The sequence below is a fragment of the Clostridium cellulovorans 743B genome (genome assembly GCF_000145275.1).
GTDB lineage: Bacteria > Bacillota > Clostridia > Clostridiales > Clostridiaceae > Clostridium_K > Clostridium_K cellulovorans.
Map to the genome: position 1 here is coordinate 4,918,463 of NC_014393.1, position 15,706 is coordinate 4,934,168.

Sequence of the window (15,706 nt, forward strand, 5' to 3'; positions counted from 1 at the left end):
TGTCCAATATCTAATTTATATCATACAAGCTGATAATTAACAAGGAAATGAAGCTATTAAACTACTTTACTTACGTCCTGTTCGCTATTTTAGAATATTGATGTTAATATAAAACTTTGATACTATATCTATATGTTTATGGTAAGCAGATGCTTTTTGTAATAAGTAACTTACCAAATATTTTCAAGTCAAAATAAATATTATGGTAATATAGGGAGGAAAATCAATTGGCCACTATAAAAGAAATAGCATCTCTTGCAGGGGTTTCTATGTCCACAGTCTCTAGAGTTTTAAACTTTGATGATACATTAAACGTTACTGATGTGACACGAGAGAAAATATTAAGGATCGCATCTGAACTTGAGTATGTTCCATCGAAGTCAAAAAAAACCAAAAATAAATTTTCTAGAGATATTGGAATTGTTTACTGGTATAACTACCAAGAAGAACTAGAAGACCCTTACTATTTATCAATAAGATTAGCTGCTGAGAAAAAAAGCAACGAAAATAACTTTAATTTAGTAAAGGTGACTGAAGATACTCCGGTTGAAGATATTAGAAATCTTAGCGGAATAATTGCAATTGGACGATTTTACGACGATACTATAGAAAAGCTAGCAAGTTCTAATGAAAATATAGTATTCGTAGATTTTTCACCAAACGAAAATAGATTTGATTCCGTAATGGCCGATATAGGAAAAGCAACTTCTAAGATACTGAACTATCTATACGAGTTAGGTCATAGAAAAATAGGCTATATCGGTGGAAAAAAATTAGAGAGTATAGATTATAAAAATTTATTTATAGATGATAGAGATATTAAATATAAAGAATTTATGGAAAGCAGAGGTATATATAATGTTAATTATATATATGAAACTGAACGCTTTACCTTTAAAATAGGCTATAAACTTATGACCGAAGCATTAAAATCAGAAGATAGACCTACAGCATTTTTTATTGGAAATGATACTATGGCAGTTGGGGCATATAAGGCAATCTCAGAGGCTGGCTTACATATACCAAAAGATATAAGTATCGTAGGCTTTAATGACCTACCTAGTGCAAAATATATGGTACCCTCATTAACTACTATAAGAATTCCAAGTGAATATTTAGGCAACGCTGCTATTGATTTATTATTAGAATCTATAAACGGCAGCAGAGAATATAATAAAAAAGTTATAATACCAACTGAATTTAAAATAAGAGAAAGCTGTACAGAAATAATATAGCTTAAAAAGGTTTACTGAAATGTACCTACTTTTCAGTAAACCTTTTTTAATTTTAACATTCTTCTCCACTTAGACATTATTCTTGCCTTAATAAAACTTACTCAATTCTTATAATAATCTTTACTATAATTATTCATTTTTAACTTCACTCCTGAATATACTGGCAACTTAAAACCAATCACAAAAAAGTACTAATATCTAAAAAAAGAACAAATTTATTTTTTTTCATTATAAAATTAGTACAAATTAAGATTAATATCATCATAACGTTTACTATGTTGAAAATGCTAAAATGTAAACAAATACATCAGTAATATAAATTTAATCATTCGAGGAGGATTTGTTTATGAATTTTAAAAAAATTATAGCTACTGCACTAACTGCTATGATGACATTCAGCTTAGTAGGTTGTGGATCATCAAGTAGTAGTAATACATCAGATAGTAAGACAAGCACTGATAAAACAGTTACTATTTGGGCTTGGGATGAAACATTCAATATTAAGGCATTAAATGAAGCTAAGGATATCTACCTAAAAGATAATCCAGACGTAAAATTCAACATTGTAACTATGGCACAAAATGATATCGTACAAAAATTAAATACAAGTCTTTCATCTGGAACTTATGATGGACTTCCTAACATTGTTTTAATTGAAGATTACAAGGCTCCAGGTTATTTAAATGCTTATCCTGAGGACTTCAAAGATATAAGTGGCTCAATAGATGCAAGCAAATTCATGGATTACAAACTAGATATCATGAAAAATGGTGACAAACTATATGGTGTACCATTTGATAGTGGTGTAACAGCTTTATTCTATAGAACTGATTATATAGAACAAGCAGGCTATAAAAAAGAAGATATGAAAGATATGACTTGGGAAAAGTATATTGAAGTTGGTAAAGCTGTAAAAGCAAAGACTGGAAAAGATATGCTAACACTTGACCCTAATGACTTAGCTCAAATCAGAGTTATGATGCAAACAGCTGGTGAATGGTACATGGAGAAAGACGGAAAAACTGTAAACCTTGCAGATAACCAAGCATTAAAAGACTCTATAACAGTATACAAAAACTTACTTGATGCTGGAATAGTAAAACAAGTTTCTGATTGGGATTCCTTCGTAGGTGCGTTCCAAAAAGGAGACGTTGCTACTGTACCAACTGGTTGTTGGATTGCATCATCAGTGCAAACAGCTAAAGATCAAAGTGGCAAATGGGCTGTAACTTCTATTCCAAGACTGGGAGCAAACTCTAAGTCTGTTAACGCTTCTAACCTTGGTGGTTCTAGTTGGTATGTATTAGATAAAGTTACTGGTTCTGATTTAGCAACTGATTTCTTAGCAAAAACTTTTGCAGCAAGTAATGAATTAATGAATGACTTAGCAAAAGATATTAACTTAGTAAGTACATTAAAATCCTCAAGCACTGGTGAAAATTACTCTAAACCTTCTGAATTCTTTGGAGGTCAAGAAATATTTAAAGATTTCTCTACATGGACAGCAAAAATTCCACCTGTAAACTATGGTCTTCACACATATGCTATCGAAAGCATTATGACAGAAGCAGTACAAGCGATCGTTGGTGGATCTGATATGGATTCAACACTTAAAAATGCTCAAACACAAGCAGAAGCAGCAGTTAAAAACTAACAATATCTAGAATAATAAAAATTAAAAACCATTTGCTGAATTACTACATAGATATTTGGCAAATGGTTTTATAAGGAGATGAGGAAGATGAGTCGCAAGAAGAATTTGGAAATGTCTAGTGGTGCCAATAGATGGGGATGGTTCTTTGTTTCTTTAAGTACAATTTTAATATCAATATTTGTTTTTTATCCGATGATACAAGCTCTTTTGACTTCCTTTCAATCAGGAAGTGGAAATAATTTAAAGTTTAATGGCATACAAAACTACCAAAGAATGCTTACAGATAGTACTTTTATTAAATCACTTACAAACACTCTTTTGTATTTAGTTTGCCAAGTTCCAATAATGATCCTTTTAGCGCTTATCATTGCAGCTGTCCTTAATGATAAAAACTTAAAATTCAGTGGATTTTTTAGAACTGCAATTTTCCTACCATGTGTAACTTCCCTAGTAGCTTACTCAATGGTTATGAAAAGTATATTTGCAGCAGACGGCATAGTAAATAAGTTATTATTGAATCTTCATTTAATATCTGATCCAATTCAATGGGTTACAGATCCGCTATTTGCTAAAATCTTAATAATCGTTGCAATTACTTGGAGATGGACAGGATATAATATGATATTCTTCTTATCAGGCCTACAAAATATTGATCCTTCGATTTATGAAGCAGCAGAAATTGATGGAGCTTCTACATTTAAGAAATTCACAAGCATGACAGTCCCATTATTAAAACCAATTATTCTATTTACTACAATAACATCGACGATCGGTACACTACAATTATTTGATGAAGTTCAAAACATTACTCAAGGTGGTCCAGCTAACGCTACTACTACTATTTCTCAGTATATATATAACTTAAGCTTTAAGTTCTCACCAAACTTTGGATATGCCGCAGCAGTTTCTTTTATCATTGTAATATTGATTATCATATTGTCATTAATCCAATTCAAAGTAGGAGGAGATAAAAATGACTAAAAAATTTAAAGTATCAGCAGCCTTTAAATATTTATTTTTAAGCTTACTAGCCTTTGTTTCATTATTCCCGTTTTTCTGGATTATAGTTGGTTCTACAAATGAATCTGTAGAAATTACAAGAGGTTCTCTGTTGCCCGGTAAAAACTTCTTTGTAAATTTAAACAACCTTCTAAGCTCAGACTTAGGATTTGCTAATTCACTTGTTAACTCAGCAAAAATAGCTGTTTTAACTACTATTTTTGCATTATTAATCTCTTCTTTAGCTGGTTATGGATTTGAAATATTCAAATCAAGAGCAAGAGAAAGATTATTTACAATTTTACTTTTATCTATGATGGTTCCTTTTGCAGCCTTAATGGTTCCACTTTTTAGATTATTTGCATTTATCAATTCCACACCGCTAAAATTTATGGGATTAAATACATTGATAGCTGTAATGGTACCTAGCTTTTCTACTGCATTTTTGATATTCTTTTTCAGACAAAATACAAAGTCCTTCCCAAAAGATATCTTAGAAGCAGCTAGAATTGATGGTTTAGGAGAATTAGAGATTTTCTTTAAAATATATGTTCCAACTATGAAATCAACTTATTCAGCAGCAGCGATTATTACATTTATGAGTAGCTGGAATGCTTATATCTGGCCATTAATTGCACTACAATCCCCTGAAAAAAGAACTGCAGTTTTAATTATTTCTACCTTAGGTTCAAGTTATAACCCAGACTATGGCATGATTATGACTGCTATTTTAATAGCTACTTTACCAACTGCATTAATATTCTTTATAATGCAAAAACAATTTGTTCAAGGTATGCTTGGATCAGTAAAATAGTATTAGAAATATATTTTTTTAATAATTTAAGATTTCAATTAGAAAATCTGTGTAACAAAAGATAGATAATTCAAGTTACAGTTTGCATTCCCCTGTATGCAATAACTTCCCCCTAACATACCAATAGATAACCCCTAATATACCATAAAAACCCCTTAGTATTTGATTACATGATTAGACACCAGTTATCAAATACTAAGGGGAAATTTTTATATCTATTATTCATCTATAAAATTTTTTTGGGCAGGTATTATTACCTTTACTGTAGTACCTCTATCTATTTCACTATTAATAGTGACACCATAGTTATCCCCATATAAAAGTTTTATCCTATCATTAACATTGTGAATACCGATACTAGTAAAATGAGTATTTTTATTGGTAGATTTCTCAAGAATGTTTTCTAAATTTTCATCAGATATCCCTATACCATTATCAATAATTTCGCAAATAAGATTTCCATCAATTTCATTTACAAATATATGAATATACCCTTTGCTTTTGTTAGGAAATCCATGAAAAAAAGAATTCTCAATAAATGGTTGTAGAATTAATTTCGGAATAATATATTCTTCACACTGAGGCATTACAAAGAAATTAACAATGATATCATCACCGTAACGAATATGGTGTATTAACACATAATTTTTTATATTATTTATTTCCTCTAGTATTGTTATCATTTCATTTTTATTACTAATTGTATTTTGAAGGAGAGAAATGAACGCATCAATAGTATCGATAGACTTTTCTACATTTCCTTGCCACATTAGCCACTTAACAGATGATAAGGTATTATAAATGAAATGCGGATTAATCTGCATCTGCAAAGCATGTATTTCTGCTTTTCTCTTTTCCTTTTCTAGTTTTACTTGTTTCTGAACATAACTGTTTAATCCATCTAACATATAGTTAAAAGCAATAGATAATTCTCGGGTTTCATAACTTCCATCAACTGAAATATGGTTATTAAAATCACCATGAATAATATGAGGTATTTTCTCCACCAAAGCAGAAATAGATTTAGTAGACTTTTGTATAGTAAAAAAAGTAATAATAATAAAGATTAGTGAAATGCCTCCGCTAACTAAAATAATCTCTGAGGTATTATACATTTCACTCAAGAACATATTTTTATTAATAGTACCAACCATATTAAAATTGTAAACAGGCAAATATTTGGATAATATAGTTATATCGTCAGAATTCATCTTAGTATTTATGTAACTTTTATTGTTACTTTGGATATCCTTTGAAATTTCATATAAATCTAAATTTTTCTTTCCTACTTGAGAAATTATATTAGAAGAAACAACAGTACCATCACTAGCTATTATAGAGATGTTACTTCCAGCACCTACAAAATGTGCATAATAATTTTTTAAAACATCTTGAGTAATAAGTATATAAACAAATCCATACGGTTCTTTAGTTATTTTATTAGTTAATACTTTCGTTGCCACAATTGTATTCTTATACCTTGTTAGACTTGTAAATCCATATTCAAGGTATTGATACAAAACAGTATTCTTATTATTTAATGCATTCTTTGATATATCATACTCTAAAATATCTTCTACCTCAGAAGTAATTCGGTCATTATTTACTACATGAGTTCTACCATTAACCCCTACAATCACTACGGTAAAATCATTAAAATCGTTAGCTGGTACTGTTTCCATCAGATGCTTTTTCATTTTATAAATAGTGTTATATGTGAATTTATTATCAGGTCCTGTATATGTCAAATAGTTTTCAAAATCAGGACTAATACTGATCACATTCATAATGTTTAAGGTCTTGTCATTTAATCTTGCAAAACTTTCACTAATTTGAGTTAATACCTTATAGTTTGATCTACTAAAAGTATCTACAAGTACATCTTTAGATATTTTAATAGTAAGTGCAGTTGTACAAATAGACACCAACGCAACACTAACAAAGACAATAGATGCAATTTTAAAAAATAGACTAGTAAAATAAAAACGTTTAAATAAATTCGACATAGTCTTCTTACCTTTCCATTTATATAAGGTTTTTTAATATATAGTGTTTAAATATCTAATTGAATTAGTCTAATTCCTAGTCATTCTTCTGTAAAAAGTTCCTTATAAAACTTTAAAACTTAATCTCACCTTTCCTAAAGTTACTTGGGGTAAGACCAGTGAATTTTTTAAAAACCTTGCAAAAATAGCTATGATCAGAGTAACCTACCATGCTACTAATATCAGAGATAGGAATATCTTGCTTTAAAAAATCACAGGCTTTTTCTATTCTGATTTTATTAAGAAACTCATTAAACCCTTCTTTGTTATGCAAACTAAAATAAGATGATAAATAATGATAATTAAAGTTAAATAATTTTGATACATCTGATAAAGTCAGTTGTTCATTATAATGAGTATATACATATTGCGTTATTTTATTAATCATATGAGAATTAATTTTATTCTGATATTTATCTATAACTTCACTAAAATCCTTTAATAGATCTTCATAAGTTGCTATTAAATCTTCAGCATATTTACTATTATAAATTCTATCAAAGTACTGATGTTTCAAAGAATTTAAAGTAGTTGTATCAAAATTTAAAGATTCTAAAGTAGTGATTACGTTATAAAATGAGTTTTGAATTAAAGTTTTCAGTTCGAATTCAGTGAGTGATTTATTGGTTATTGCATCTTTTATATATTGTGTCAACATTTCAAAAGCGCTTGAAATTTGCATTATAGCAACCGCTTCCGAAAAGCCTTTGAAGTTAAACTTTTCCACTGGTGAAGGATCTTTATAGCTTTCAGATGTTAGCAAATGATTATTTTTATTATAAAAATACTGTTTAGTTAATGGTACAAAATCTTTTTCGTATACACCCTTGATATTGAGAAGAGATTTGAATTTCTCGCTTAAAACAAAAAATGCTTCCGGAAAACTCCCACCAACTGTATTAGCAATCTTAGTTAATTTTTTTTCCAAAGAACTATACTCTTCATTTTTAAAATTTATAACTAGAATAATAATTTCAGTTTCAGCGCGTACTACTTGAAAAACATCCTCTGACGAAAAATTCTTATTTATCTGAGCAATTATAAAATCAATCATTTTGTTACGTTTGTCTTGGCTATCATAGGCTACCTTTGCATTTATACCAAATAGACAAAAGGTAGGATGAATGTATGTGTTTTCTACATAGCCTAAATCTATATTTATGTCAAATCCATGAATAAGTCTACTTATTATATTGCTTGCATTAGTTATATTATTAGAAGGTGTTGTTAAATTGGGTATCTTGCTACTAACTTTCTTTAAAGTCTTAAGTAGTTCAGTTGGATTTAACGTAGGTTTTAAAATGTAATCAACGGCCCCATATTTAAATGATGATTTTACATATTCAAAATCACTATAGCTACTTAAGATGATTATTTGAATCTCAGGATAATTTTCTTGTATAAATTTAGTTAATTCAACACCATCCATTTGTGGCATTACGACATCTGAAATCACAATATTAGGACTATGCTTTTTAATAATTTCAAGAGCTTCTTTACCATTTGAAGCCTGACCAATAACTTGAAAGCCTTCTTTTTCCCAATCAATCATATGTGTAATTCCTTGTCTCATAATAAATTCATCATCAACGACTAAAATTTTGCAATATTCATCCAACGCCTTCACCTCTTTTTTTACATTTATATGTAATAATCTAAAATACTATTTAAGTGTCATTTGAATCTGATTATATATTATTGATAAATGCTTTTCAATAATATAAGATGTATCTTTACTAAAGTTTACTAAATGTTATTGATTTTTTAGTAAAATTCTAATACAATAAATATTAAAGGATATAACATTTGAAAAGTTAACATTCTTATATATTTTTTTATCAATACTATTTAAAATTTTCTGCTTTGAAGTAGATTGATAGTTAGTTGAAAAACTGTATTCATTATTTGCAATATGGCATTGACGTATAAGAAAACTTTTATTTGTAACTATAATATTATGTGTAATGAACTACTTAAAATGAGAAAGTGAGGTAATAAGATGAAAGATATTAGCCCAACCTTAGACTGGTTAGAGAATCCAGAAATCTTTAGAGTAAATAGAATAGATGCTCATTCAGACCATTGGTTTTATGAAAGAATGGATGATATTAAATTACAAGATGAAATGCCACTTAAACAAAACTTGAATGGGAAATGGAGATTTTCTTACAGTGAAAATCCATCCTTAAGGTTAACGGATTTTTATAAAGAAGACTTTGATGTAAGTGGCTTTGACTATATTGAAGTTCCAGGACATATTCAACTTCAAGGTTATGATAAGTGCCAATACATTAACACAATGTATCCTTGGGAAGGTCACGATGAGCTAAGACCACCTCATATTTCAAAAAGCTATAATCCAGTAGGAAGTTACGTAACATTTTTTAATATAAAAGAAGAACTTAAAAATAAACAAACCTTTATATCATTCCAAGGTGTTGAAACTGCATTTTATTTATGGCTTAATGGCAAATTCGTAGGCTACAGTGAAGATACCTTTACTCCTTCAGAATTTGATATTACAGAATATCTAAAGGAAGGAGAAAACAAACTTGCTGTAGAGGTGTATAAAAGAAGTAGTGCCAGTTGGATTGAAGACCAAGATTTTTGGAGATTCTCAGGAATTTTTAGAGATGTCTATTTATATGCAGTTCCTTACACCCATATAAATGACCTTTTCGTGAAAACTGACTTAAGTGATGACTTTAAGGCCGGAACCCTTAACGCAACTGTTAAAATTTCTGGTAACATAGAAGGCAGACTAGAGGCATACTTAGAAGATTCAAAGGGAAACAAGGTTACAGAGACTTTAACTCAAGATATAAGTAGTGCCAGCTCTAATGGAGAATTAAACCTATCACTTAAAATTGATAGGGTAAACTTATGGAGTGCAGAAGAACCAACCTTATATACTCTTTATCTTTTAATTCACACTAAGGATAATGTATTAACTGAGATTGTCCCACAAAAAGTTGGCTTTAGACGCTTTGAAATGAAAGATAAAATCATGTGCCTTAACGGAAAAAGAATAGTATTCAAAGGTATAAACCGCCATGAATTTAGTGCAAGACGTGGCCGTTCAATTACTAAGGAAGATATGCTTTGGGATATTAACTTTTTAAAACAGCACAATATCAACGCTGTAAGAACTTCTCACTATCCAAACCAAAGCTTATGGTATAGACTTTGTGATGAATATGGTATCTATTTAATAGATGAAGCGAACCTAGAAAGTCATGGTTCATGGCAGAAGATGGGCCAATGCGAACCATCTTGGAATGTTCCAGGAAATCTTCCTGAGTGGCAGGATGTAATTTTAGACCGTGCTTCTTCAATGGTTGAACGTGATAAAAACCATCCTTCTATTCTTATTTGGTCTTGCGGAAACGAATCTTATGCAGGAGAAGATATATTCCAAATGTCAGAATACTTTAGGAAAAAAGATCCTTCTCGTTTAGTCCATTATGAAGGAGTATTCTGGAACAGAGAATATGATAAAACCAGTGACATGGAAAGTAGAATGTATGCTAAAGCAGCAGACATAGAAAAATACTTAAATAATGATCCAAAAAAACCTTATATTAGTTGTGAATATATGCATGCTATGGGGAACTCCTGTGGTGGAATGATGAAATACACTGAACTTGAAGATAGATATTCAATGTACCAAGGCGGATTCATCTGGGATTACGGCGATCAGGCTCTTTATAGAAAAACACTAGATGGCAAAGAAGTATTATCTTATGGTGGCGATTTTACTGACCGTCCAACAGATTATAATTTCTGTGGCAATGGTATAGTATACGCAAATAGAGTACCTTCACCTAAAGCAATGGAAGTAAAATACTTATATCAAAACATAAAAATCACTCCAGATAAGAATGGTGCAATAATTAAGAACCAAAACCTTTTTGTAAATACAGATAAATATGAATTATATTATAAGGTTGAAAAAGAAGGTAAATTACTTCTAGAAGGAAAAACAAAAGTATCTATAGCTGCTGGAGAAGAAAAGCATGTAGAACTACCTTTTGGAGAATATAATTGCCCTGAAGAAATAGTCTTTACCGTTTCAATGCACTTAGCAGAAGACACAATTTGGGCAAATAAAGGACACGAAATAGCATTTGGACAAAAGGTTTTTGAAAGAAAAGAAATAACAAAGACTTCTCCTGATAGCAAGCTTAAAATTGTTTATGGAGATGTAAATATAGGTGTTCACGGAAAAGACTTTAAAGTAATATTCTCTAAACAATATGGCGGAATTATCTCTTTGAGATACTCAAATAAGGAATTCATAACAAGAACTCCAATGCCATTCTTCTGGAGAGCAATTACAGACAATGATAGAGGAAATAGACACGACTTTAGATGTGCTCAATGGCTTAGTGCTACCTATGGTCTAAAATGTGTAGATGGCTCAATAGAACCGCATGATGATAAAATCATCCTAAATTACATCTACCAATTACCAATAACTCCAACAACTACTGTTACAATGTCTTATGAGGTATCATCAGATAGTACAATTAAAGTAACTGTAGCTTATAAAGGAGTAGAAGGACTACCTGAACTTCCAGTATTAGGTATGAACTTTAAACTTTTATCAGAATTCAACACCTTCTCATGGTATGGAATGGGTCCAGACGAAAACTATATCGATAGATGTGAAGGTGCTAAGTTAGGCATTTATGAAAGTACTCCATTAAATAACCTATCTAAATATCTCGTTCCACAAGAATGTGGTAATAGAACAGGTACTAGATGGGTAATGGTTAAAAACCAAAAAGGTGAAGGTCTTAAGTTTGCTTACGAAAAATCACCATTTGAATTTAGTGTTTTACCTTACTCTAACATGGAACTTGAAAATGCTCTTCACCAAGAAGATTTACCACCAGTCAACTTCACTCACGTTAACATTATAGGTAAACAAATGGGCATTGGTGGAGATGATAGCTGGGGAGCACCAGTTTTACCCGAATTCTGTATAGACTCTAGTAAAGATTTAGAATTTAGCTTTATAATTTCTAATATATAAAAATAACTTATTATATATAAGTTGAAATAATAACTCTACATTCGATTAATATTCAATAATCTAGAAGATATCTAGTTTTGGTGTAGAAACTTAATTGCAATATATATACATTAAAATAATGTTTGTAAATTACCCTTGTACTACCGATAAAATCAATGAAGGCTTTTCATCGAAACATATATTAAAATCTAATAACACATGAAAAGAGAGTATCAATAGCTTTATACTTAAAAAGTTTATTGATACTCTTTTATATTAATGAGACATAAGCTTAATCTTTCAAAATAAAAAACTTAATATCAAAAGTTAGCATTTAACTATAATTACATTTTGACTAAATAGATGCTATCCTTAAGATCTTAGAGCTAAAAGGCTCTAGCTTTATCTTTAAGCTTTGATTTTCTATAGTAAACTCTTCATCTTCAATTAAATTTTCTGCGAAATTTCCTTTTGTAGCTATTTTAAACTCTAAAACACTTTCCTTATCTTCTAGGTTCAGTGCAATATAAATATCTTCACCTTCAGAAACTCTTTCAAAAACAAATTGCTGATTTTTAACTACAACTTGTTTGTAATCACCATAGCATAAAGCCTTAGAATTAGCTCTAACCTCAGCAATTTTCTTTATATGCTCAAATAAATCTGCATTAGCATCTTCTATAGCTCCAAGTTCAAGACATGGTCTTAATGGTGCATCCGTTCCTTTCCCTTTTACAGCCTTGATTCCATATTCACTACCATAATATATAGAAGGAATTCCTGGCATTGTATATAGAAGGGTATAGATATTTTTTAAATATTCCTCTTTTATAACAGTACTGGCTAATCTATTTACATCATGATTATCTACGAAATTGTATAAATTAAGATTCTTGTAAATGCCACCATTTCCAGATTGTCTATTAAAAGAATAAGCTATTTCAAAATAGTTTTTATCATTATGACTAGAATATAACCCTTTATAACATTCATAGTTTGTTACAGAGTCTATGCTATCTTTGTTTGCCCAACGGTTGTAATCACCATGAATCACTTCTCCCACAAGCCAAAAATCTTTTTTTAAACTTTTAGTGAATCTTGAAAGTTCCTTTAAAAACTCAAAATCCATACAGTCTGCTGCATCTAACCTCAAGCCATCTATATCGAATTCTTTTATCCAAAATTCTATAACCTTAAATATATAATTTTTCACCTCTGGGTTTCTTAAATTAAGCTTTACAAGATTGTAACATCCATGCCAACTTTCATAGGAAAAATTATCTCCATAACTATTGTTTCCAGAAAAATTAACATTCGTAAACCAATTTCTATAGTATGAATTCTCTCTTTTCTCCCGCAAATCTAGGAAAGGTTCAAACTCTCTTCCCACATGATTAAATACGGCATCTAAAACAACATCTATATCACTTTCGTGAAGCTCTTTGCACAATTCCTTAAAATCTTCATTTGTACCTAGTCTTTTATCTATTTTATAATAATCCTTTGTATCATATCCATGAGAGGTAGACTCAAAAATTGGCCCAATATAAAGGGCATTTATATTCATCTCCTTTAAATGAGGAACCCATTCTCCAACTTTTGAAAGTCTATTTGTTAGCTGAATATTTGCATCATTCTCCGCTGGAGCTCCCGTAAATCCTAATGGATAAATGTGATAGAACATAACCTCTTCAATTGGTCTATTCATAATTTCTCCCCCTATTATTGTTAATATACCATTCGGTATAGTATAACTAAAAAAATATGTCAGAAATTCTTAAGAATATATGCCATGCATGAATTGATGTATAGCTCTGTATGTTACTTCTTCATCTAGTTCTTTATTTTCATTGTCATATGCTAATATATAGGAATTTACCATTCCTAGATAAGTTACTGCGTATATGTGTTGTCTTCCCACCATATTTCCATGGTCCATTGAAGCGTTGAGAAACAGTTCTTCTATAACTTCAACTTCAGCTTCCATAAAAGCTCTAGAAACCTTAAAAGGTTCACTGTCTGGAGGGTAGAATCTCATTGCCATAAGCAATCTGTAGAATTTTGAATTACTTAAAGCAAATTTAAAATAGCTAGAAGTAAGCCTATGCAAAGTCAAACTTAAATCTCTTTGGTAAAGGGATGCAACTTTAACCATTTCCATAAGCCTTTCGTGATTTTCTTTTATAAGTTCATATAAAAGACCTTCCTTGTTTCCAAAGTAATGGTATAATGTAGGTTTTGTAACTCCCGCTGTATTAACTATTTCCTGTACTCCTACTGCATCATATCCTCTTGAGTAAAATAACTCAAGAGCAGAGGCTAATATATTTTTCTTATTGTCTACCATTTTATCACCTCTATATCATTATACCACTCGGTATAGAAGTTGTGCAAGATTTTTTTATTTTTCAAAATTTTTTCCACACGATGTATCTATTAATTCATTTATAAAACTACCAAGTTTACAGTATCGAATAGATGACCCAACTAATTAAAATGAAACTAAAAAATTATTTTATTTAGTTTAAAAGTATATTAGACTATACTTTATTAAATAAATATATACAAAGACATTCTTAAGTTTATCTAAGTATCTATATCTATATTCACTTATCATTGAAATAATAAAAACAACTGTAGTAATGAAATTAATTTCCACCACTATAGTTGTTTCTTCTTAATAACATAAAAAATCAATTTATCATTGCTTTCAAATATAACTTAAACCTCATAATATAAGCATTTAGTATGAAGATTATTCATTCATATAAGCTACTTTTTAAATTTCTTACAGCTATCTCTAGTTACAAGCTTTGTTGGTACAAGAACCTTCTTCGATAAATTTCTTCCAGTCCTTAACTTTTCTAAAAGTAAATCTAAAGCCGTTTCTCCCATGAATTCCGTATATACTTTAACGGTAGTTAAAGCTGGAATAATATATTGAGATGTTGGGATATCGTTAAAACCAATAATACTTACATCGTTTGGTATACTAAGTCCATTTTCTATAACAGCTTTATATGCACCGATAGCCATGGTATCACTAGCTATAAAAAATGCACTTGATCTATTTTTCTTTGCCAAAGCTTCTTTCATTAGTCTATATCCATCTGCATGAGTAAAATTCCCTAAAAGAATATTATCCTCCGATAAATAGCCTAATTTATTCATATGTTCTTTGAAGGTTTCTTCTCTATAGTCATTTACCTTATCATTACCACCATTTATATATTCTATTCCACCTATATAACTGATGTTTTTATGTCCTAGCTCTAATAAATAATTTAAAGCATTTAATACGGCTTTTTTAAAATCTATAACAACCGAATCGAAACTTTCTTCGTCTGGAGATGAATCTACAAAAACAACATTATCAGTAGCTCTTGAAAACTTTTCTATATCATTGTTTCCGAACTTCCCTATAGCTATTATTCCATCTAAATAGTTAAGTTTATCGTAGTTATCTCCTTTATTCACTTTTACAAACTTTATTGACTCATCTTCACACTTTTTTTCTATTCCTAATCTGATAGAAAGATAATATGGGTCTTCCAATTCTTCTTTTTCAGAATACCAATGAACTATACCAATTGTCGCAAGCTCTTGCTTTTTACCTTTTCTTTCACGTAGCGGCACATAATCAAGTTCTTCGGCGATTTCGAGTATTCTTTTTTTTGTATTATCTGTAACATTTAAGGTTTCATCAAAATTAAGTACTCTTGATACTGTTGCTATTGAAACCCCAGCTATAGAAGCAATCTCCCTTATCGTCGCCATATTAATCAACCTCTTTATAATTTTAAGATTTTACTAAACTCTAATGCTTATTATATCATATCAGTACATGTTATTTATCATATGCTAATAAATAAGTTATACAAAATTTATATTATATAGTTCCAAAGCTAAAGGTATAACGTTTTGAATAAAATTAATAATTCC

Annotated in this window: 10 protein-coding genes; 5 read left to right on the plus strand and 5 right to left on the minus strand. The window is 30.0% G+C overall.

The features are described 5' to 3' along the window. Positions 1–227 precede the first annotated feature (227 nt). The 4 genes from CLOCEL_RS20390 to CLOCEL_RS20405 all read left to right on the plus strand — a co-directional run bounded on the left by CLOCEL_RS20390 (position 228) and on the right by CLOCEL_RS20405 (position 4,702). Complete coding sequence (locus CLOCEL_RS20390; protein WP_010074088.1) at positions 228–1,235, plus strand: LacI family DNA-binding transcriptional regulator; 1,008 nt, start codon at positions 228–230, stop codon at positions 1,233–1,235. A 346-nt stretch (positions 1,236–1,581) separates the two neighbouring features. Continuing rightward, a complete protein-coding gene (locus tag CLOCEL_RS20395; RefSeq protein WP_010074089.1) occupies positions 1,582–2,889 on the plus strand; it encodes an ABC transporter substrate-binding protein in 1,308 nt (435 codons plus the stop codon). Between the two features lie 87 nt (positions 2,890–2,976). Further along, positions 2,977–3,870 (plus strand): carbohydrate ABC transporter permease, encoded by an 894-nt coding sequence (locus tag CLOCEL_RS20400; RefSeq protein ID WP_010074090.1) that lies wholly within the window; start codon positions 2,977–2,979, stop codon positions 3,868–3,870. Then, positions 3,863–4,702 (plus strand): carbohydrate ABC transporter permease, encoded by an 840-nt coding sequence (locus CLOCEL_RS20405; protein WP_010074091.1) that lies wholly within the window; start codon positions 3,863–3,865, stop codon positions 4,700–4,702. Before CLOCEL_RS20400 ends, CLOCEL_RS20405 begins: the two co-directional genes overlap by 8 nt. A 218-nt stretch (positions 4,703–4,920) precedes the next feature. Here the strand turns inward: CLOCEL_RS20405 and CLOCEL_RS20410 are convergent, their stop codons facing one another. Continuing rightward, positions 4,921–6,708, minus strand: a complete 1,788-nt coding sequence (locus tag CLOCEL_RS20410) for a sensor histidine kinase (protein ID WP_013291963.1) — start codon at positions 6,706–6,708, stop codon at positions 4,921–4,923. Positions 6,709–6,820: 112 nt separating this feature from the next. Beyond that, on the minus strand, positions 6,821–8,365 hold the full coding sequence (locus CLOCEL_RS20415) for a response regulator transcription factor (RefSeq protein WP_010074093.1): 1,545 nt from the start codon (positions 8,363–8,365) through the stop codon (positions 6,821–6,823). A gap of 381 nt (positions 8,366–8,746) precedes the next feature. Between CLOCEL_RS20415 and lacZ the strand changes: the two genes are divergently transcribed. Further along, a complete protein-coding gene (gene lacZ, locus CLOCEL_RS20420; RefSeq protein ID WP_010074094.1) occupies positions 8,747–11,785 on the plus strand; it encodes a beta-galactosidase, LacZ type in 3,039 nt (1,012 codons plus the stop codon). A 334-nt stretch (positions 11,786–12,119) separates the two neighbouring features. Here the strand turns inward: lacZ and CLOCEL_RS20425 are convergent, their stop codons facing one another. The 3 genes from CLOCEL_RS20425 to CLOCEL_RS20435 all read right to left on the minus strand — a co-directional run bounded on the left by CLOCEL_RS20425 (position 12,120) and on the right by CLOCEL_RS20435 (position 15,541). Continuing rightward, a complete protein-coding gene (locus tag CLOCEL_RS20425) occupies positions 12,120–13,472 on the minus strand; it encodes an alpha-amylase family glycosyl hydrolase (protein WP_010074095.1) in 1,353 nt (450 codons plus the stop codon). 69 nt (positions 13,473–13,541) lie between these two features. Then, positions 13,542–14,111 carry a TetR/AcrR family transcriptional regulator gene (locus CLOCEL_RS20430; RefSeq protein ID WP_010074096.1) on the minus strand — a complete coding sequence of 190 codons (570 nt, stop codon included), beginning with the start codon at positions 14,109–14,111 and terminating at the stop codon, positions 13,542–13,544. 425 nt (positions 14,112–14,536) lie between these two features. After that, positions 14,537–15,541, minus strand: coding sequence for a LacI family DNA-binding transcriptional regulator (locus CLOCEL_RS20435; RefSeq protein WP_010074097.1), 1,005 nt, complete (start codon positions 15,539–15,541; stop codon positions 14,537–14,539). Between the last annotated feature and the right edge of the window lie 165 nt (positions 15,542–15,706).

What these genes read in the sequence shown, in the direction of transcription:
- CLOCEL_RS20405 (WP_010074091.1), top strand. Translation starts at nt 3,863, where the DNA reads ATGACTAAAAAATTTAAAGTATCAGCAGCCTTTAAATATTTATTTTTA.
- CLOCEL_RS20425 (WP_010074095.1), bottom strand. Translation starts at nt 13,472, where the DNA reads ATGAATAGACCAATTGAAGAGGTTATGTTCTATCACATTTATCCATTA.
- CLOCEL_RS20435 (WP_010074097.1), bottom strand. Translation starts at nt 15,541, where the DNA reads ATGGCGACGATAAGGGAGATTGCTTCTATAGCTGGGGTTTCAATAGCA.
- CLOCEL_RS20400 (WP_010074090.1), top strand. Translation starts at nt 2,977, where the DNA reads ATGAGTCGCAAGAAGAATTTGGAAATGTCTAGTGGTGCCAATAGATGG.
- CLOCEL_RS20430 (WP_010074096.1), bottom strand. Translation starts at nt 14,111, where the DNA reads ATGGTAGACAATAAGAAAAATATATTAGCCTCTGCTCTTGAGTTATTT.
- CLOCEL_RS20395 (WP_010074089.1), top strand. Translation starts at nt 1,582, where the DNA reads ATGAATTTTAAAAAAATTATAGCTACTGCACTAACTGCTATGATGACA.
- lacZ (WP_010074094.1), top strand. Translation starts at nt 8,747, where the DNA reads ATGAAAGATATTAGCCCAACCTTAGACTGGTTAGAGAATCCAGAAATC.
- CLOCEL_RS20410 (WP_013291963.1), bottom strand. Translation starts at nt 6,708, where the DNA reads ATGTCGAATTTATTTAAACGTTTTTATTTTACTAGTCTATTTTTTAAA.